This window comes from Pseudomonas sp. MMS21 TM103 (assembly GCF_022132145.1).
Lineage (GTDB): Bacteria > Pseudomonadota > Gammaproteobacteria > Pseudomonadales > Pseudomonadaceae > Aquipseudomonas.
This window is the reverse complement of sequence record NZ_JAJISP010000006.1, coordinates 180151-198381: the sequence shown is the minus strand read 5'-3', so window position 1 is coordinate 198381 and position 18231 is coordinate 180151. Positions and strand designations below refer to the sequence as shown.

Annotated in this window: 18 protein-coding genes; 16 read left to right on the top strand and 2 right to left on the bottom strand. The window is 65.7% G+C overall.

Annotated features, from left to right (window positions below; genetic code table 11):
• The first annotated feature begins 88 nt into the window (after nucleotides 1–88).
• The 16 genes from LJY18_RS18290 to LJY18_RS18215 all read left to right on the top strand — a co-directional run bounded on the left by LJY18_RS18290 (nucleotide 89) and on the right by LJY18_RS18215 (nucleotide 16308).
• Nucleotides 89–1393 carry a cobyrinate a,c-diamide synthase gene (locus LJY18_RS18290; protein WP_238043259.1) on the top strand — a complete coding sequence of 435 codons (1305 nt, stop codon included), beginning with the start codon at nucleotides 89–91 and terminating at the stop codon, nucleotides 1391–1393.
• Nucleotides 1390–2043: a 5,6-dimethylbenzimidazole synthase gene (gene bluB, locus LJY18_RS18285; protein ID WP_238043258.1), complete on the top strand. Its 654-nt coding sequence runs from the start codon at nucleotides 1390–1392 to the stop codon at nucleotides 2041–2043. The genes LJY18_RS18290 and bluB overlap by 4 nt, the downstream gene beginning before the upstream one ends.
• Nucleotides 2040–2837 (top strand): cobalamin-binding protein, encoded by a 798-nt coding sequence (locus LJY18_RS18280; protein WP_238043257.1) that lies wholly within the window; start codon nucleotides 2040–2042, stop codon nucleotides 2835–2837. The genes bluB and LJY18_RS18280 overlap by 4 nt, the downstream gene beginning before the upstream one ends.
• Before the next feature lie 5 nt (nucleotides 2838–2842).
• The gene (locus tag LJY18_RS18275) at nucleotides 2843–3742 is read left to right on the top strand and encodes a CobD/CbiB family cobalamin biosynthesis protein (protein WP_442964506.1); all 900 of its coding nucleotides are present in this window, start codon (nucleotides 2843–2845) and stop codon (nucleotides 3740–3742) included.
• Entirely contained in the window at nucleotides 3735–4727 is a 993-nt protein-coding gene (gene cobD, locus LJY18_RS18270) for a threonine-phosphate decarboxylase CobD (protein ID WP_238043255.1), read from the top strand. Before LJY18_RS18275 ends, cobD begins: the two co-directional genes overlap by 8 nt.
• Nucleotides 4724–6175 carry a cobyric acid synthase gene (locus tag LJY18_RS18265; RefSeq protein WP_238043254.1) on the top strand — a complete coding sequence of 484 codons (1452 nt, stop codon included), beginning with the start codon at nucleotides 4724–4726 and terminating at the stop codon, nucleotides 6173–6175. Before cobD ends, LJY18_RS18265 begins: the two co-directional genes overlap by 4 nt.
• A gap of 50 nt (nucleotides 6176–6225) precedes the next feature.
• On the top strand, nucleotides 6226–6747 hold the full coding sequence (gene cobU, locus LJY18_RS18260) for a bifunctional adenosylcobinamide kinase/adenosylcobinamide-phosphate guanylyltransferase (protein WP_238043253.1): 522 nt from the start codon (nucleotides 6226–6228) through the stop codon (nucleotides 6745–6747).
• On the top strand, nucleotides 6744–7799 hold the full coding sequence (cobT, locus tag LJY18_RS18255) for a nicotinate-nucleotide--dimethylbenzimidazole phosphoribosyltransferase (RefSeq protein WP_238043252.1): 1056 nt from the start codon (nucleotides 6744–6746) through the stop codon (nucleotides 7797–7799). The genes cobU and cobT overlap by 4 nt, the downstream gene beginning before the upstream one ends.
• On the top strand, nucleotides 7796–8371 hold the full coding sequence (cobC, locus tag LJY18_RS18250; RefSeq protein ID WP_238043250.1) for an alpha-ribazole phosphatase family protein: 576 nt from the start codon (nucleotides 7796–7798) through the stop codon (nucleotides 8369–8371). Before cobT ends, cobC begins: the two co-directional genes overlap by 4 nt.
• Entirely contained in the window at nucleotides 8368–9093 is a 726-nt protein-coding gene (locus tag LJY18_RS18245; RefSeq protein WP_238043248.1) for an adenosylcobinamide-GDP ribazoletransferase, read from the top strand. Before cobC ends, LJY18_RS18245 begins: the two co-directional genes overlap by 4 nt.
• A 69-nt stretch (nucleotides 9094–9162) precedes the next feature.
• Complete coding sequence (locus LJY18_RS18240; protein ID WP_238043245.1) at nucleotides 9163–10071, top strand: hypothetical protein; 909 nt, start codon at nucleotides 9163–9165, stop codon at nucleotides 10069–10071.
• Nucleotides 10072–10195: 124 nt separating this feature from the next.
• Entirely contained in the window at nucleotides 10196–11398 is a 1203-nt protein-coding gene (locus tag LJY18_RS18235; protein ID WP_238043244.1) for an MFS transporter, read from the top strand.
• A gap of 351 nt (nucleotides 11399–11749) precedes the next feature.
• Nucleotides 11750–12301: a glutathione peroxidase gene (locus LJY18_RS18230; RefSeq protein ID WP_238043243.1), complete on the top strand. Its 552-nt coding sequence runs from the start codon at nucleotides 11750–11752 to the stop codon at nucleotides 12299–12301.
• Nucleotides 12302–12431: 130 nt separating this feature from the next.
• A complete protein-coding gene (locus tag LJY18_RS18225; protein WP_238043242.1) occupies nucleotides 12432–13358 on the top strand; it encodes an esterase/lipase family protein in 927 nt (308 codons plus the stop codon).
• Between the two features lie 49 nt (nucleotides 13359–13407).
• Nucleotides 13408–14478: a lipase secretion chaperone gene (locus LJY18_RS18220; RefSeq protein ID WP_238043241.1), complete on the top strand. Its 1071-nt coding sequence runs from the start codon at nucleotides 13408–13410 to the stop codon at nucleotides 14476–14478.
• Nucleotides 14479–14526: 48 nt separating this feature from the next.
• Complete coding sequence (locus LJY18_RS18215) at nucleotides 14527–16308, top strand: hybrid sensor histidine kinase/response regulator (protein ID WP_238043240.1); 1782 nt, start codon at nucleotides 14527–14529, stop codon at nucleotides 16306–16308.
• 95 nt (nucleotides 16309–16403) lie between these two features.
• Here LJY18_RS18215 and LJY18_RS18210 read toward each other — a convergent pair whose 3' ends face one another.
• On the bottom strand, nucleotides 16404–17021 hold the full coding sequence (locus tag LJY18_RS18210; RefSeq protein WP_238043239.1) for a response regulator transcription factor: 618 nt from the start codon (nucleotides 17019–17021) through the stop codon (nucleotides 16404–16406).
• A gap of 187 nt (nucleotides 17022–17208) precedes the next feature.
• Entirely contained in the window at nucleotides 17209–17688 is a 480-nt protein-coding gene (locus LJY18_RS18205) for a hypothetical protein (protein WP_238043238.1), read from the bottom strand.
• Nucleotides 17689–18231 lie beyond the last annotated feature (543 nt).

Here is an 18231-nt window from a genome sequence, read left to right as displayed (position 1 = left end):
TAGGGTGGATGACGCCGTTTTCATCCACCGTTGTCGCTGCTGGATGGGTAAGGCGTCATCCACCCTACGATGCTGACGGGAGGCTGCGATGAGCCATAGAAGCTGCCCGGCGTTGCTGATCGCCGCCCCGGCCTCGGGCCAGGGCAAGACCACGGTTACCGCCGCCCTGGCGCGGTTGCATAGCCGCCAGGGCAAGCGAGTGCGGGTGTTCAAGTGCGGGCCGGATTTTCTCGACCCGATGATCCTCGCCCGTGCCAGCGGTGCGCCTGTGTATCAGCTCGATTTGTGGATGGTCGGTGAGGCCGAGAGCCGGCGCCTGCTCTGGGAGGCGGCGGGCGAGGCCGATCTGATTCTGATCGAAGGGGTGATGGGCCTGTTCGACGGCACCCCCTCGGCGGCCGACCTGGCCCGGCGCTTCGGCGTGCCGGTGCTGGCGGTAATCGACGGCTCGGCCATGGCCCAGACCTTCGGCGCCCTGGCCCATGGCCTGGCCAGCTTCCAGCCCGATCTACTGTTCTCCGGGGTGCTCGGCAACCGGGTTGGCAGTGCGCGGCATGGCGAGATATTGCGCGATGCCTTGCCAGAATCTATCCGCTGGTATGGCGCCTTGCCACGCAGCGCCGCGGTCGAGTTGCCGAGCCGTCATCTGGGCCTGATTCAGGCCGAGGAGTTGAGTGACCTGGATGCGCGCCTGGATGCCGCTGCCGACGCCCTGGTCGCCAGTGCCGATGTCAGCCTGCCGCCGCCCGTCGAGTTCGCCGTACCTGAACCGCGCAATGTCGAGCCCCTGCTGTCCGGCGTACGCATCGGCGTGGCCCGCGACAGCGCCTTTGCCTTTCTCTATCAGGCCAATCTGGATCTGCTGGGAGAGCTGGGCGCCGATCTGCAGTTCTTCTCGCCGCTGACCGATCAGGTGCTGCCCGAGGTCGACAGTCTGTACCTGCCTGGCGGCTACCCCGAGTTGCACCTGGCGCAGTTACAAGCCAACCAGGCCATGGCGGAGGCAATCCGCGCACACCATGCCGCCGGCAAACCGACTCTCGCCGAATGCGGCGGCATGCTTTATCTGCTCAATAAGCTCACCGACAAACAGGGCAGCAGCGGCCAGATGCTCGGCCTGTTGGCTGGGCAAGCGACCCTGCAACCGCGCCTGACCGCCCTGGCCCTGCAGGGAGTCGAACTGCCGGAAGGGCGCCTGCGTGGCCACACTTTCCACCACTCGGCGCTGACCACCGAGCTTGCGCCAATCGCGCTTGGCGAGTGTCCGAACTACAAACGCACTACCGAGGCGGTCTATCGGCTGGGCCGGCTGACAGCGTCCTATATCCACTTTTATCTACCCTCCGATCCCGTCGCGGCTGCGGCGCTGTTCCGCCCGAGCCAGCAGCCATGAGCGAGCAGGCCTTTAGTCCTGAGGAGCGCGCAGCGGTGTACCGCGCCATTGCCGAGCGGCGCGACATGCGCCACTTTTCTCCAGGGCGGGTTGAGCCCGAGGTGCTGCGGCGCCTGTTGGAGGCGGCGCACCAGGCGCCCAGTGTCGGCCTGATGCAGCCGTGGCGCTTTATTCGCATCACCCGGCCGGCGCTGCGCGAGTCGATTCAGCAACTGGTGGAGCAGGAGCGGTTGCATACGGCCGAAGCCCTGGGCGAGCGCGGCGATGAATTCATGCGGCTCAAGGTCGAGGGCATTCGCGACTGTGCCGAATTGCTGGTGGTGGCCTTGATGGACAGGCGCGAGGCCCATGTGTTCGGCCGTCGCACCCTGCCGGAAATGGACCTGGCGTCGATGGCCTGCGCCATCCAGAATCTCTGGCTCGCCGCCCGCGCCGAGGGGCTGGGCATGGGCTGGGTCTCCCTGTTCGAGCCGCAAGCGCTGGCCGAATTGCTGAGCATGCCGCCCGGTAGCAAGCCATTGGCGGTGCTCTGTCTGGGACCGGTCGCGGCCTTCTATGACGTACCGATGCTGGTGCAGCAGGGCTGGGCGGAGCCGCGCCCGCTGCGGGCTCTATTGTATGAAGATTCTTGGGGAGCAACCCAGCCATGAAAGGCCCGCAACGCATCGTTTGCCTGTCTACCGAGACTTGCGAAACCCTCTATCTGCTCGGCGAGCAGGAGCGCATCGCGGGGATTTCCGGCTTTACCGTACGCCCGCCGCAAGCACGCAAGGAGAAGCCCAAGGTCAGTGGTTTCACCACGGCGCGGCTCGACAAGATCCTCGCGGTGAAGCCGGATCTGGTGTTGGGCTACTGCGACCTGCAGGCCGATATCGCCGCCGAACTGGCGCGCGAAGGGCTGGAAGTGCATCTGTTCAACCAGCGTGACATCGCGGGCACCTACCGCATGATCGAAACCCTAGGCGCCCTGGTGCATGCCAACGACCGCGCCGAACGACTGATCGCCGAGCTGCAGGATGGCCTGGAGTGCATTCGCGCCAGTGCCGCGCAATTACCGCGCCGGCCCAGGGTGTATTTCGAGGAATGGAACGAGCCCTTGATCAGCGGCATCGGCTGGGTCAGCGAGTTGATCGAACTGGCCGGTGGCGAGGACTGCTTCGCCGAGCTGGGAGCCTGCAAGCGCGCCAAGCAGCGCATCATCGCCGACCCGCTCGAAGTGGTGCGGCGTGCCCCTGATCTGATCGTCGGTTCCTGGTGTGGTAAGCGCTTTCGCCCTGAGCAGGTGCTGGCCCGGCCCGGCTGGCAGACGATACCGGCGGTGCGTAATGGCCAGCTGTTTGAAATCAAATCGGCGGACATCCTCCAGGCCGGCCCGGCCGCCCTGACCGATGGCGTACGCCAGTTGCACGCACTGATTCGTGGCTGCGCGGAGGCGGGTGCTTGAGCCTTATAGTAGCTGCCGTGGCCGGTGTAGCCCTGGACGCCGTGTTCGGCGAGACGAAAGGCTGGCATCCGCTGGTGGCCTTCGGGCGCATGGCCGAGCGCATCGAACAGCGCTGCAACGCTGGCGGCGGTGGCTGGCGCAGTCATGGGCTCAGCGCCTGGTGCTTGGCGGTACTGCCCTTGACCCTGCTGGTCGGCGTGCTTGCCCAGGTGCCGGTATTCGGTTGGGTGGTGGACGTTCTTGCCCTCTATGTCGCCCTCGGTTTGCAGAGCCTGGGCGAACATGCCCAGCCGGTGGCCCGGGCCCTGCGCCTGGGCGATCTGCAGCTGGCGCGCGAACGGGTCGGCTATATGGTCAGCCGCAACACCGCCGCACTGGATGCCACGGGCGTGGCCCGCGCGGGTACCGAGTCAGTGTTGGAAAACGGCTCGGATGCGGTGTTCGCCGCGTTGTTCTGGTTTCTCGTCGCCGGTGCACCAGGCGTGGTGCTCTATCGCCTGAGCAATACCCTGGACGCCATGTGGGGCTACCGCAATCCACGCTTCGAGCGCTTCGGCTGGGCCGCGGCGAAGATCGACGATGGCCTCAATTACCTGCCGGCGCGGCTGGTGGCGCTGACCTATGCGCTGCTCGGCAAGACTGCCCTGGCCCTGCGTTGCTGGCGCCAGCAGGCGCCGCAGTGGGACAGCCCCAATGCCGGCCCGGTGATGGCCGCCGGTGCCGGTGCCCTCGGCGTCAGCCTGGGCGGCGCGGCCGAGTATCACGGCGAACAACACCTGCGCCCGCAACTGGGCCAGGGCCCGCCGGCGCAGGCGCGGGATATCGAACGGGCGCTCAATCTGGTCTACGGCGGCGTGCTGCTGTGGCTGGCGTTGCTGCTGCTATGGGGGATTTATCGTGCTTGAACATGGCGGCCGCTTGCGCGCGGCGGCGCTGAACTTTGCCATTCCGTTGCGCGACTGGCTGGATCTGTCCACCGGTATCGCCCCTTATGGTTGGGTGCTGCCGGGTATCCCCGCTTCAGCCTGGACGCGCCTGCCCGAACTGGACGATGGCCTGGAAAGCGCCGCCCGCGACTATTACGGGGTGGCCCGCCTGCTGCCGGTGGCCGGTTCCCAGGCGGCGATCCAGGCGCTGCCGCGGTTACGGCGCAACGCTCGGGTCGGCATCGTTTCGCCGGCCTACGCCGAGCATGCCGCCGCCTGGCGGCGCGAAGGCCATCGACTGCTGGAACTCAGCGAAGGCGGGGTCAACCGTGCCCTGGAGCGCCTCGACGTGTTGCTCCTGGTCAACCCGAACAATCCCACCGGCCGGTGTTTCACGCCCGCGCAACTGCTGGCCTGGCATGCACGCCTGGCCGAGCGCGGTGGCTGGCTGGTGGTCGACGAGGCCTTTATCGATTGCACGCCCGAGCACAGCCTGGCGGCGCATAGTGAGCTGCCGGGGCTGATCGTGCTGCGCTCGTTCGGCAAGTTCTTCGGTTTGGCCGGCATTCGTCTGGGTTTCGTCCTGGCGCAGCCGGCGCTGCTCGATCAGTTGGCCGAGCTGCTCGGGCCCTGGGCGGTCAGCGGGCCGAGTCGGGCAGTCGCAACGGCGCTGTTGCAGGACCAGGCCGGTCAGCAAGCGCAACGCGAGCGCTTGCGTGCCGATGGCTTGCGTTTGGCCGCCTTGCTCAGCGCCTGCGGTTTCGCTGCGACTGGCGGATGCGCCCTGTTCCAGTGGCTCGCTACTCAGAGAGCCAGCCTGCTGCACGAATTTCTCGCCTGTAACGGCATTCTCACCCGCCTGTTCGACAGCCCATCCAGCCTGCGTTTCGGCCTGCCGCCGGACGAGCCAGGCTGGTTGCGCCTGGAGCAGGCACTACAGGTATTCGCCAAGGAGTCCGCATGAGCACCCTAATGGTTCAAGGTACGACCTCGGACGCCGGCAAGAGCACCCTGGTAACCGCGCTGTGCCGCTGGCTCAAGCGCCAGGGCGTGGCGGTGGTGCCGTTCAAGCCACAGAACATGGCGCTCAATAGCGCGGTCACCGCCGATGGCGGCGAGATCGGTCGCGCCCAGGCGGTGCAGGCCCAGGCCGCCGGTATGGCGCCGCACACCGACATGAACCCGGTGCTGCTCAAGCCCAACAGCGACATCGGCGCCCAGGTGATCATCCACGGCCGTGCCATCAGCAGCATGGATGCCGCCGCTTACCACGACTACAAGCGGGTGGCGATGGACGCCGTGCTGCAGTCTCACCAACGCCTCACTGCGGCCTATCCAGTGGTGATGGTGGAAGGCGCCGGCTCGCCGGCGGAGATCAACTTGCGCGCCGGCGACATCGCCAACATGGGCTTCGCCGAGGCAGTGGATTGCCCGGTGCTCCTGATCGCCGACATCGACAAGGGCGGGGTGTTCGCCCACCTGATCGGCACCCTGGCCCTGCTGTCGGAGAGTGAGCAGGCGCGCATCCAGGGCTTCGTGATCAACCGTTTCCGCGGCGACATCGCCCTGTTGCAACCGGGCCTGGACTGGCTGGAGCAGCGTACCGGCAAGCCGGTGCTCGGCGTGCTGCCGTACCTGATGGATTTCCACCTGGAAGCCGAGGACGCCATCGATGTGCGCCAGACCGCCAAGACCGGCGCGACCCTCAAGGTGGTGGTACCGGTGCTGCCACGCATCAGCAACCACACCGACTTCGACCCACTGCGCCTGCACCCGCAGGTCGAACTGAGCTTCGTCGGCCCCGGCCAACCGATGCCGCCGGCCGATCTGATCATCCTGCCCGGCTCCAAGAGCGTGCGCGCCGACCTGGCGTTTCTGCGCGAGCAGGGCTGGGAGGCGGCCATTCACAGGCACCTGCGCTATGGCGGCAAGCTGCTGGGCATCTGCGGCGGCCTGCAGATGCTCGGCACGCGCATCGACGACCCCCACGGGCTGGAGGGTGTGGCCGGCAACAGTCAGGGCCTTGGCCTGCTGGATTTCGCCACCGTGCTGCAACCGGAGAAGCAGCTGCGCAACGTGCAGGGCCGCCTGTGCCTGGAAGGCGCAGCGGTGAGCGGCTACGAGATCCATGCCGGGGTTAGCAGCGGGCCGGCCCTGGAGGCCGCCGCCGTGCAGCTGGATGACGGCCGCGGCGACGGAGCCCTGAGCGCCGATGGTCAGGTGCTCGGCAGCTACCTGCACGGCCTGTTCGAGTCGAGCCCGGCCTGCAGCGCGCTGCTGCGCTGGGCCGGGCTGCAGCAGGTGCAGCAGGTCGACTACCACGCCCTGCGCGAACGCGACATCGAACGCCTGGCGGACATGGTCGAGGCACACCTGGATACCGACCGGCTGCGTGAATTGTGTGGCCTGTGAGCCGCTGCGAAACAGCATCCGCCAACCAATGGATTGAATAGGTTATCGACATGCATGAATTGATCCTCGGCGGCGCCCGTTCCGGCAAGAGCCGCCTGGCCGAGCGCCTGGCTGGCGAGTCCGGGCTGGCGGTGACCTATATCGCCACCAGCCAGGCGCTGGACGGCGAAATGAGCGCGCGCATTGCCCAGCACCAGGCCCGCCGCCCGGCGCACTGGGCCCTGGTGGAGGAGCCCTTGGAACTGGCCCGGGTGCTGCGTGAGCAGGCGGCGCCGGGCCGGTGCCTGCTGGTCGACTGCCTGACCCTGTGGCTGAGCAACCTGCTGATGCTGGATCAGACGGCACGCCTGGACGCCGAGCGCGAGGCCCTGCTCGAGTGCCTGGCGGGGCTGCCGGGGCGGATCATCCTGGTCAGCAACGAGACCGGCCTGGGTGTGGTGCCGCTGGGCGAGCTGACCCGTCGCTATGTCGACGCCGCCGGCTGGTTGCACCAGGCCCTGGCCGAGCGTTGTCAGCGGGTGCTGTTCACGGTGGCGGGGCTGCCGCTGGTGTTGAAAGGGGAGGCGCCATGAACCGGGATTGGTGGCAGATGCCGTGCAAGGTGCCGGACCGGGTCGCTCGCGACAAGGCCCAGGCGCGCCAGCAGCAGTTGACCAAGCCGGCCGGTTCGCTAGGCCAACTGGAGGGCCTGGCCGTGGAATTGGCGGCCCTGCAGGGCCGCGAGCGACCGGCGGTCGAGCAGCTGTGGATCGCCATCTTCGCCGGTGACCATGGCGTGGTCGCCGAGGGCGTGTCGGCGTTTCCCCAGGCGGTCACCGGTCAGATGCTGCACAACTTCGTCGCCGGCGGCGCAGCGATAAGCGTGCTGGCGCGCAAACTGGGCGCAAGCCTGGAGGTGATCGACCTGGGCACCGCGCTGCCGCTGAGCGAGCTGCCCGGGGTGCGTCACCTGCACCTCGGCGCCGGCACCGCGAACTTCGCCGATGGCCCGGCGATGAACGTCGCCCAGGCACTGCTCGCCCTGCAGGCCGGGCGCGACAGCTTGCTGCGGGCGCAGCAGGCCGGCGTCGAACTGTATATCGGCGGCGAGATGGGCATCGGCAACACCACCGCGGCCACGGCCCTGGTCTGCTGGCTGCTGGACTGCCCGGTGGCCGGGCTGGTCGGCCCCGGTACCGGCCTGGACAGCGCCGGTGTGGCGCACAAGGCGGCGGTGATCGACGCGGCCTTGGCCCTGCACCGGCCGGCGCTCGCGACGCCGTTCGAGGCGCTGCGGCACCTCGGCGGCTTCGAGATCCTCGCCCTGGTCGGCGCCTACCTGGCCGCCGCCCAGCAGGGGGTGCCGGTGCTGGTCGACGGCTTCATCTGCAGCGTCGCGGCGCTGGCGGCGGTGCGCCTCAATCCGGACTGCCGCGACTGGTTGCTGTTCGCCCACTGTGGCGCCGAGCCGGGACACCGGCGCGTGCTCCACGCCCTCGACGCCGAGCCCTTGCTGCAACTGGGCCTGCGCCTGGGTGAGGGCAGCGGGGCGGCGCTGGCCGTGCCCCTGCTGCAACTGGCCTGCAGCCTGCACAACCAGATGGCTACCTTCGCCGAAGCGGCGGTGGCGGAGCGCCCGACATGACGGTCTACCTGGAACTGCTGCGTCACGGCGAGACCGAGCAGGGTGGCGGCCTGCGTGGCAGCCTCGACGATGCGCTGACCGAGACGGGCTGGGCGCAGTTGCGCGCGGCCGTGCAGCAGGCTGGTCCCTGGGACCGGTTGATCAGTTCGCCGCTGCAGCGTTGCGCGCGGTTCGCCGAGGAACTGGCCGAGCAGCACGGCCTGCCGCTGCGCCTGGAACCGGCGCTGCAGGAGCTGCACTTCGGCGCCTGGGAAGGGCGCAGCGCCGCCGAGTTGATGGTCAGCGATGCCGATGTCCTGGGCCGTTTCTGGGCCGATCCTTATGCCTTTACTCCGCCTGGCGGCGAGCGGCTGGTGGACTTCGAGGCGCGGGTACTGGGCGCGGTGCAGGGCCTGCAGTTGCGCCATGCCGGTGAGCGCCTGCTGTTGGTCACCCACGGCGGGGTGATGCGTCTGTTGCTGGCCGGCGCCCGCGGTCTGCCGCCGGCGGACCTGTTGCAGGTCGAGGTGGCCCATGCCCAGCGCGTGCGCCTGCAACTGGACCACTTCGGCCGCCTGCAGGAGCTGGCATGACTGCACTGCTGATCGCCCTGCAATTTCTCACCCGTCTGCCGGTGCGCCTGGCGGCGATGCCCTCGGCGCAGGAGACCGGCCGCTCGCTGCTGTGGTATCCAGTGGTGGGCCTGCTGATCGGCCTGTTGCTGCTCGGCGTGCATTACCTGCTGGGCGATGCCCCGGCCTTGTTGCAAGCGGCGCTGCTGCTGGTGATCTGGGTGGGCTTGAGTGGCGGCCTGCACCTGGATGGGCTGGCCGACAGTGCCGATGCCTGGGCCGGCGGCTTCGGCGACCGTGAGCGCACCCTGGCGATCATGAAGGACCCGCGCAGCGGGCCGATGGCGGTGGTGGTACTGGTGCTGCTGCTGTTGCTCAAGTTTGTCGCCCTGGTTGTCTTGCTCCAGGCTGGCAAAATAGTGGTGCTGCTGTTGGTGCCCTGGCTGGCGCGCACACTGCTGCCACTGTTGCTGTTGAGCACACCCTATGTGCGCCCCGGTGGCCTGGGCCAGGCCCTGGCCGAGCAGCTGCCGCGTCGACAGCTGCCCTGGGTTTTGGCGGCCCATGGCACGGCGCTGCTGCTGTTTGGCTGGACCGGTGTACTGGCCCTGCTGGTCGCGGGTCTGTTGTTCCTCTGGCTGCGCCGGGTCATGCTGCAGCGCCTGGGTGGTACCACGGGCGACACTGCCGGTGCGCTGCTGGAGCTGGTCGAGTGCGGGGTATTGCTGGTGCTGGCGCTTTAAATGACTGGATTCGTCTGCAGGCGAACTCGAATTGCCTCGAGATTTTCACTAATCGCCTATGCTCTCGGCATGATTAAATTTCGGACGGTTGATCGCACCTGGCGGGCTTCTATCACGGGCGGGTTGCTGGGCCTGCTGCTGGCGGCTGGCGCGCAAGCTGCGTCGCTGACCTGGGGGCTGTTGCCGGTGCCGGGCGGGGTCGAGCTCAAGGACGGCAAGCCGCACGCCGGGATCCTGCTGGAGTCGCTGTTCCTCCTGGAGCCCGATTTGCCTGGCCTGGACATCCAGTACGAACTGTTCAACGTGCCACGCATGCAGCAGGCCATGGCCAGCGGCCGTGAGTTCTGCACCAATGGCAGCCTGCCCCTGGCCGAGCGCGACCGCCAGGGCTACTTCGTCCCCTACCTGGTGACCCCGCCAATGCAACTGGTGGTGCGGGCTGACAGCCTGGCGCGCCTGCCCTGGCGCGGCAAGCAGCTGTACCTGAGCGACCTGCTGGCCAGCCACGATCTGCGCGGAGGGCTGGCCAGCCTGCGCAACTACCCGGAGGCCATCCGTGACGCGCTGGCGGCGGCGCAGAAGCGGGGGCGCCTGGAACGCTTCAGCGGCGGTATTGCCGGGGGCGGGGAGAATCTGCTGTTCATGGTCAGCCACGGGCGCATCGATTTCACCTTCGAGTATCCGCCGGTACTCATGGCGATGAGCCAGGACGAGTTGCTGCTCGAGCCGCTACGCAGCATCAGTTTGGCTGACAATACCGAACTGCAGCTCAGCGGCATCTACTGCACGCGCAACGCCTGGGGGCTGGCGATGGCGCGCCGGCTGGATAAGGCCGTGCGCCGCTTGATGGGCGAGCCGCAGGCGCTGCTGGCGCTGTACCAGCGCTCTTTGCCGGCCGATACCTTTATGGCCTACCGGCAACCCTTGCTCGGCTACTTTCGCCTGCGCGCCGGGCAGGTCTTCGAGGCCGTGCCCTGATCGAAGCCAGGCGCAGGTGAGCGCCGATGGTCTGATTGCCAGCGCAGGGCAGGAACGTGCATTGTGCGGATGATAATTTGGCTGCAGAACGGCAGTCGATCGAACGGAATGGAGAGTGCAGGGAATGAAGTCGCGGGCAACACTTTGGATTCTGCTGGGCGGGTCATTGATCCTCGCCTTGTCGTTGGGCATTCGACACGGCTTCGGCCTGTTCCTGCCGCCGATGAGCGCCGAATTCGGCTGGGGGCGCGAGGTGTTCGCCTTCGCCATCGCCCTGCAGAACCTGATCTGGGGCTTGACCCAGCCCTTCACCGGGGCCCTGGCCGATCGCTACGGCGCGCAGCGCACAGTGGTAGTAGGGGCTGTGTTCTATGCCTGCGGCCTGGTCTTGATGGGCCTGGCCGACTCGGTCTGGTCATTGTCGCTGAGCGCCGGCTTGCTGATCGGCATCGGTCTATCCAGCACCTCGTTCTCGGTGATTCTCGGGGTGGTCGGTCGTGCCGTGCCCGCGGAGAAGCGCAGCATGGCGATGGGCATCGCCGCAGCGGCTGGCTCGCTCGGCCAGTTCGTCATGCTACCCGGCACGCTGGGCTTGATCAGCTGGCTCGGCTGGTCCGCCGCCTTGCTCGCCCTGGGGTTGCTGGTGGCCTTGATCGTGCCGCTGGCCGCAATGATCAAGGATAGCCCGTCGCCAGTTCTGGCCCACGAGCAAAGCCTGGTCGAGGCCTTACGGGAGGCCTGCGTGCATCCTGGCTTCTGGTTGCTGGGGCTGGGTTTTTTCGTCTGCGGCTTCCAGGTGGTATTTATTGGCGTGCACCTGCCGGCTTACCTGGTCGATCAGCATCTGCCGGCGCTGGTCGGCACCACGGTCCTGGCCCTGGTCGGCCTGTTCAATGTATTCGGCACCTACACTGCTGGCTGGCTCGGTGGACGCATGTCCAAGCCGCGCCTGCTGACGGGTCTGTACCTGGCCCGGGCGGTGGTGATTAGCGCCTTCATCCTGACCCCGCTGACCACCTGGAGCGCCTATGCCTTTGGCATCGCCATGGGCTTGCTGTGGCTGTCCACGGTGCCCTTGACCAACGGCACGGTGGCGACCATGTTTGGCGTGCGCAACCTGTCGATGCTGGGGGGTATCGTCTTTCTTTTCCATCAGATCGGCGCTTTTCTCGGCGGCTGGCTGGGCGGTTACCTGTACGACCGCACGGGCAGCTATGATCTGGTCTGGCAGATCGCGATCTTCCTCAGCCTGCTCGCTGCGGCGCTGAACTGGCCGGTACGCGAGCAACCGGTAGCGCGTCTGCAAGGCCTTGGAGTCGGTGCATGAAAACAGAGTATTGGCTGAGCAGTGCCTTGCTCATGCTGGTCGCCGCGCTGCTGGCTCTGGCTTGGTGGGGGTGGGGCCAGAGTGGGCTGGCATTCATGCAGTTGGGCCTCGGGACGTGTTGAGGGTCTGACTCCTGCGAGTCATCTCCTGGCGTCCTCTGCTGGCCTAGCGCTGGATAACGCGCTGCGACAGTCTCTGGCGCGCTGTCGCTTCGCGTCGGCCCTAGATTTTTTCACAATCCGCTGCACGCTGGTTTGAATAACCTTGTTGCAGACGCTTACCTTTCGCCGATTGCCTGCCGCAGGGTGGGCGAGTAGCGTTGCCGCTTGGCTTCTGCTCGAGGTTCAGCCCATGTTGTTGCGTGCCCTTGTCCTGCCAGTTTTCCTCACCAGCCTGGCGCTGCCGAGCTGGGCTGGTGAGTGCCCGATCCTGCTGCAAGGCGAGCTGCCCAAGCTGCGCAGCAAGGACAGTATCAACCTGTGTCAGCAGTTTTCCGGCAAGCCTCTGGTGGTGGTCAATACCGCCAGCTTCTGCGGCTTTACCCCGCAGTTCAAGGGACTGGAAGCACTCTATCAGCGCTACCGGGAACAAGGTTTGGAAGTGCTTGGCGTGCCCTCGGACGACTTCAAACAGGAGTCGGACGATGTCGAGGAAATCGCCAAGGTTTGCTACGTCAATTACGGCGTGACTTTCAGCATGAGCGAAACCCAGCGGATCATCGGCGCCCAGGCGATTCCTCTGTTCAAGGAGCTGACCGCACAGAGCCAGGCACCACGCTGGAATTTCTCCAAGTACGTGGTCGACCGTCAGGGCAAGGTGATCGCCAGTTTCTCCAGTCACATCCAGCCGGACGATCCGGCGTTGATCGCCGCAGTCGAACAGGCCATCGCCTCGGCGCCTTGAGTCGCCGGCCCGGCAGCCAATCAGTCCTTCACCCATCTGGGCGATGTGCGGGTCATTCTCATCTCCTTAAAGTGTCGGTACGCCGGACGCAGTCTCCCGGCGTGCCAACAAGAACAATAAGGAGGCACCCATGCGTCGTGTTATTTCTACCGCCCTGGCCACTATGGCCCTGGTCGGCGCCGTCGAGGCCCAGGCCGGTTACACTCAAACCAAGTATCCGATCGTGCTGGTGCACGGTGTCACCGGTTTCGACACTATCGGTGGCCTGATCAACTACTTTCACACCATCCCCTGGAACCTTGAGCGCGATGGCGCCAAGGTCTATGTTGCCAGCGTTTCTGCGCTGAACGACAGTGAGCAGCGCGGCGCCGAACTGGCCCGACAGATCGTGCCCTGGGCCGGCGCCAACGGCGGTAAGGTCAACCTGATCGGCCACAGCCAAGGTTCGCCAACCTCGCGGGTCGCCGCCTCCTTGCGTCCTGACCTGGTTGCCTCCGTCACCTCGATCAATGGCGTCAACAAGGGCTCGAAGGTCGCCGACGTACTGCGTGGGGTGATTCCGCCTGACAGCGGTATCGAAGGTGGCGTCAATGCCGTGGCCAACGCCTTGGGTGCAATGATCAACCTGCTGTCGGGCAGCAGTAATCCGCAAAGCGGTATCGATGCACTGAAAACCCTGACCACCGCCGGCACTGCGCAGCTCAACAGCCGTCACCCGTGGGGCGTCAACAACAGCAGCTACTGCGCCAAGTCCAGCGAAGTGCACAACGTACGCGGGTATAACATCCGCTACTTCTCCTGGACCGGAGATTCGTCCTATACCAACATCTTCGATGCGGTCGACCCGTTCCTGGCCATCACTGGCCTGGCGTTCGGCAGCGAGAAGAACGATGGCCTGGTCGGTGTCTGCTCCACCTATTTGGGGCAGGTGCTCGGCGACAGTTACCACATGAACCACGTCGATGCGATCAACCACCTGTTTGGCATCCACGGCTGGACCGAGCCGGTCTCGCTGTATCGCCAGCATGCCAACCGTCTGAAGAATAAAGGCGTCTGAGCCTTTCCACGTATGCGGGCTGGCCAAGACAGCCCGCTTTGGAGGTCGCATGCCCTTGCCCATTCGCTCCCTGGTTTCGCTGACCGTGCTGGCCATCGTTGCCGCGGCGCTGACGCTTTACTGGCAATGGCCGGAGCCGGTGGTGGTCCAGACCGACTCGGTCCGCCCGGTTCAAGCTGTCGCTGCAATCATTGCCAGCCCCTTGCCGCCCCAGCCGGCGCCCACTGCAGTCAACCAAGCCGTGCCAGCGGCGATTTTGCCGAGTATGAGCGGCACCGAGGTCGACGGTGGAGTGAAGTCCGACAGCGCCGGGAATCTGCAGCTTGATTTGGCGCTGCGTGACTATTTCGATTATTTCCTCAGCGCTGTCGACCAGAACGGGCTAGATAGCTCGGTCGAGGTATTGCTGGCTGACGCCGCTGGACGCTTGCAGGAGCCAGCGCTGGGCCAGTTGATCAACCTGCTGGGTGACTATCTGGATTACAAACGCGCCAGCCTGGCGCTTATGCAGCAGCCGCTGAACGCACAACAGCAAGCTCAGCCGCATGCACAGCTCGCGGTATTGCAGCAGGCTTTCGACAGCATGGCGCAGCTACGCCGCAGCCACTTTTCAGCGGGAGCGGTCGAGGCCTTGTTTGGTGCCGAAGAGGCCTATGCACGCTACACCCTTGACAGCCTGAACGTGCTGGCTCGCGATGATTTGAGCGAACAGGGCAAGGCCGATGCCCAGCAGCGCCTGCGCGAACAATTGCCTGCCGCCATGCGCGCCAGTGAGGAACGCCAGAGGCAAGCCCTGGTGCAGCAGGCGCAAAGCGAGCGGCTGTGGCATGAGGGGGCGAGCGAGGAACAGGTGCGCCAGTCATTGGCTTTGTCCTATGATCCGTCGACAGTCGAGCGCCTGCTGCTTGAGCAGCGCAACGAGCGCGACTGGCAGCAGCGCTATACCGCTTATCGCGAGCAACTGGCCAGGTTGCACAGCAATGGCCTGAGTCCGGCGGACCAGCAGCAGGAGCAGCAGCGTTTGCGCCAGCGATTGTTCAACTCCGCCGATCAACACCGAGTCGACACCTATGATGCGATCGCCGCCAAACAGCAGGACAACGAAGCAGCCGAGCTTTAAGTCCAGGCGGCGGCCTGAGCAATCACTCGCGCAGTCGGGCGGGGTGCGATGAACCTGGAGCAGGAAGAGCGCCTGCTGCTGGCACAACAGCGCCGGGGCTACCGGCGGTTGTGCTTTGTCCCTGAGCTGGAACAGGGCTTTGTCGAGCATCGGGTGCAACGTATCGGCCGCCGCTTGCTGTTGATCGTCAGCACCGCAATTGTCTTCCAGTTGATCTACACCGCTCTCGACCTGCTGATGATGCCGCTGACGGTGAGCCTGTCGGTGGCGCCTTTGCGTGCGCTGGGCATCCTCGGGGTGCTGGCAGCTTTCGTCTACTGCCGGCGGCCGCAGAGTCCGCCGCGCGCGGTGTTATTCGCCTACATCGGCGCCTACGCACTGAACGGCGCTTGCGTGGCGGTGATCATTCACCTGTGCTGGGTCCAGGGCGTGGACATGCCCTACGACGGGTTGTTTCTGATCCTGTTGTTCGGCTATGTGCTGCTCGGTGTCTCGTTCCGCGCCGTGAGCCTCGCCGCCTGGGGTTTCTGTCTGCTGTTCCTGATGCTTGGCCTGTTGTTGGTCGAGCCGGGCAGTCTGTGGGCCTACCAAGGCCAGTTCCTGATTTGCGCCAACCTGATTGGCAGTGTCGGCGCCTACCTGCAAGAGCACGGGCAACGCGGTGCCTGGCTCAATTTGCGCCTACTCGATCTGGCCCGCCAGCGCGCCGAAGCGGATGACGCACGCAAGCTGCGCCTGCTCGCCGCCGCCAGTCATGACCTGCGCCAGCCGCTCAATGCCATGGGGCTGTATGCCCAGCACCTGCTCGAGCAGAGCCGGGAGCCGGATATTCAGCGGGTCAGTGCGCGTCTGGCAACCTCGGTGGAACAGCTCAGCCGCTTGCTGCAATCGCTGCTGGACTACACCCGCCTGACCTTGCCCGGTGGGGTGCAGGCCAAGCTTGAAGTGTTCGCCTTGCGTCCTCTGCTCGAGCGCTTGAGTGGCGAAACCCGCCGCGAAGCCGAACTGCAGGGGGTCGAGCTGGACCTGCAATGCGCGGATTTGTGGGTGCGCAGCGACCCGCTGCTGCTCGAGCGGGTGCTGCGCAATCTGCTCAACAATGCCCTGTGCCATGCCCAGGCGCAGCGAGTGACGCTTAGCGCCGAGGAGGACGCTGGCAACGTGCTGCTGCAAGTCGCCGACGACGGTCGTGGTCTCAGCCAGGCAGAACAGGCACAGATCTTCGAGGAGTTCCGCCAGCTGGACAACCCCGGGCGCAATGCCGAGCGTGGCCTGGGCCTCGGCCTGGCCATCGTCCAGCAACTGGCCAGGCTTCTTGAACACCCGTTGCAGCTGGATTCCAGTCCGGGACAGGGCGCCCGCTTCAGTTTGCGCCTGCCGCGCGCCACGGTGGGTGAGTGGCAGCCAGCCAAACCGGTCGGTGCAGCACTGCATGGGCGGGTCTTGCTGGTGGAGGACGATGAAGCCGGACGCGAGGCATTGTCAGGGCTGTTGCAGCGCTGGGGTTGCGAGGTCTGGGCCTGCGCCGATCTGCAGGAGGCTCTGGCGTGCCTGGCAGAGGCGACGCCGCAGTTGTTGGTCAGCGACTACCGGTTGGGTGCCAGTGAAGATGGTTTGCGCGCCATCGAGTGCTTGCGCGAAGCAGCCGGACGCATGTTGCCAGCCTTGCTGATCAGCGCCGATATCAGTCCAGAGTTGCAGGAACGCTGCATGCCCGCACACGTGACCCTGCTCGGCAAACCCCTGTTGCCAGCGCGTTTGCGGCAGGCTCTGGCAGTGTTGTTGCCAGCTTCCGAAAAGGCACCGAGACAGAGTGTCGGCAGCGAGTGAAAAGGCATATCCGGGCCATTCCGCGGTAAACATGGTCGGGCGGCGAATCGTCGACGGGTGCTGCGCACTCGCAAAAACGTGGCTAAAGCTTACCCCTACAGCCAGCCCCGCTGGCGCGCGGTGCTGACACAGGCGGTGCGGGTGTGCACATCGAGCTCCTGAAACAGGGTCTTCAGGTGGGTTTTTATCGTGTCTTCGGACACGCCCAGTTGCCTGCTGATAGCCTTGTTCGGCAGGCCTTCTGCCAGCAGCAGGAGGATTTGCAGTTGGCGCGGCGTGAGTTGTGGTTTTTCGCCGGCACCCGGCGCCGGCAGGGTTTCCCCGAGCAACACGCGGGTCACCGCCTGGCGTATATCGTCGCTGTTGGCGCTTTTCGGGATAAAGCCCAGGGCGCCTGCGGCCAGCGCCGCCTGAGCATCCAGGTTGGAGTCGCTGGCACTGAGAATCGCCACCGGAGTCATGCGTCCTTGCTGCTGCCAGCGCTGCAGCAGTTCAAGGCCAGCGACGTCCGGCAGGCGCAAATCCAAGAGAATCAGATCGAAATCGTGCTGGCTCAGGCATGCCTCGGCTTCGCTGGCGTTCTGCGCGGTATGTATCTGCAGGTCTGGGCAAAGTGGGGCAAGGGCCAAACTCAGGCCGTCGAGAAAAATCCGGTGGTCATCCACCAGCAACAGGCGGAGCTGTTTGGGTAAGACAGTACAGAGTGTGGTCATGGCTGCGTCACGCGGTTTTTATGGTTATGGTCGCCGCCCGAGTGTAACGCAAAGTGCTGGCTGGTTTAGTCGGGCAGCTCACTAATGGAGGAGGGGAGGGGGGCGTGGAGGAGACAGCTTGCTGGCGATCCAGCAACCGCTGTGGAAAATCGCCAGAGTGCCAGACCATCGCCAGCAGTCAGGCTGGTCAGGCGACCGCGCTGAAGTTGCCGATGCAGCGTTGCCAGGCTTCGATGAAGTCACGCGGGTGACCTTGTGGGTTAAATACTCGGCGCCAGACCCGGGCCAGGCCGAGCAGGTCATCCGCGGCGGGTAATTCGCCCTGGTCTACCTCGACCAGCATCCAGGCGATGGCGGTGGCGTACCGCAGGTTGACCGTCAGTTCCAGGTGCGGCGCCGCGAGGAAGGCATGCTGGCTGGCCAGCCCGCGGATCTGGCTGGCCAGGTCCGGATCGAGCGCCAGGAAATGATCCCAGAGCTGCTGGTGGCGCAGTTCGGCGATGCGGTAGAGGCCATGGCCACCCTGGGCGTTCAGCGCCGAACCCAGCGCCGACTGGCAGGCAGCGGCGCCCACCAGCAGGACTTCGGCAGCAGGTGAATGGCGCCCCAGATAAATCAGAGTGGGGCGGATGACATGCTGGATCAACTCGCAGGCTGGAATTCCCATATAGCCCTCGCGAAAAATGGCCGGTGGGGGCCGGGGCGCGTGGCAGCGTGTGGTTGTTCTTGGAAAGGCCCCACCGGAAGCGCGTTTAGCCGCTTAATTTCAAGTGTAGTGCGACCTTTCGCCTGTAATACACTGTTTTTAAATTGTTTTATGCTTTCGGTTATTACCTATATTTCGATTGGTGCTTAGCCCGCAGGCAAGCGGCAATCTGCCGACGCTCTTCCTACTTGCCTATCCATGGGCGGACTGCATCGGCCATCGCCGCGGGGCGTGGCACCTACAGGGGGTTGACGATGCCGGCTGCTCTTGTGGGAGCGCGACCTCGGCACGAGGCTTCCATGTCGGGCATCCGACCGGGGCGAGGCGTTGGGTATTTGGGCGGACTGTGTCCGCCATCGCCGCGGGGCGCGCCACCTACAGGGGATTGGCGCTGCCGGTTGCTCTTGTAGGAGGGCCGACCTCGGCACGAGGCTTTGGCCTTGGCGGTCCTGCGGCCTGAATCGCCGCGAGGTCGTGCCTCCTACATGAGTTCAGCGCTGCGCT

Excerpts from the sequence above, each read along its gene's own strand:
- LJY18_RS18290 (WP_238043259.1), top strand. The coding sequence starts at position 89 with ATGAGCCATAGAAGCTGCCCGGCGTTGCTGATCGCCGCCCCGGCCTCG.
- bluB (WP_238043258.1), top strand. The coding sequence starts at position 1,390 with ATGAGCGAGCAGGCCTTTAGTCCTGAGGAGCGCGCAGCGGTGTACCGC.
- LJY18_RS18280 (WP_238043257.1), top strand. The coding sequence starts at position 2,040 with ATGAAAGGCCCGCAACGCATCGTTTGCCTGTCTACCGAGACTTGCGAA.
- LJY18_RS18265 (WP_238043254.1), top strand. The coding sequence starts at position 4,724 with ATGAGCACCCTAATGGTTCAAGGTACGACCTCGGACGCCGGCAAGAGC.
- cobU (WP_238043253.1), top strand. The coding sequence starts at position 6,226 with ATGCATGAATTGATCCTCGGCGGCGCCCGTTCCGGCAAGAGCCGCCTG.
- cobT (WP_238043252.1), top strand. The coding sequence starts at position 6,744 with ATGAACCGGGATTGGTGGCAGATGCCGTGCAAGGTGCCGGACCGGGTC.
- cobC (WP_238043250.1), top strand. The coding sequence starts at position 7,796 with ATGACGGTCTACCTGGAACTGCTGCGTCACGGCGAGACCGAGCAGGGT.
- LJY18_RS18245 (WP_238043248.1), top strand. The coding sequence starts at position 8,368 with ATGACTGCACTGCTGATCGCCCTGCAATTTCTCACCCGTCTGCCGGTG.
- LJY18_RS18240 (WP_238043245.1), top strand. The coding sequence starts at position 9,163 with ATGATTAAATTTCGGACGGTTGATCGCACCTGGCGGGCTTCTATCACG.
- LJY18_RS18235 (WP_238043244.1), top strand. The coding sequence starts at position 10,196 with ATGAAGTCGCGGGCAACACTTTGGATTCTGCTGGGCGGGTCATTGATC.
- LJY18_RS18230 (WP_238043243.1), top strand. The coding sequence starts at position 11,750 with ATGTTGTTGCGTGCCCTTGTCCTGCCAGTTTTCCTCACCAGCCTGGCG.
- LJY18_RS18225 (WP_238043242.1), top strand. The coding sequence starts at position 12,432 with ATGCGTCGTGTTATTTCTACCGCCCTGGCCACTATGGCCCTGGTCGGC.
- LJY18_RS18220 (WP_238043241.1), top strand. The coding sequence starts at position 13,408 with ATGCCCTTGCCCATTCGCTCCCTGGTTTCGCTGACCGTGCTGGCCATC.
- LJY18_RS18215 (WP_238043240.1), top strand. The coding sequence starts at position 14,527 with ATGAACCTGGAGCAGGAAGAGCGCCTGCTGCTGGCACAACAGCGCCGG.
- LJY18_RS18210 (WP_238043239.1), bottom strand. The coding sequence starts at position 17,021 with ATGACCACACTCTGTACTGTCTTACCCAAACAGCTCCGCCTGTTGCTG.
- LJY18_RS18205 (WP_238043238.1), bottom strand. The coding sequence starts at position 17,688 with ATGGGAATTCCAGCCTGCGAGTTGATCCAGCATGTCATCCGCCCCACT.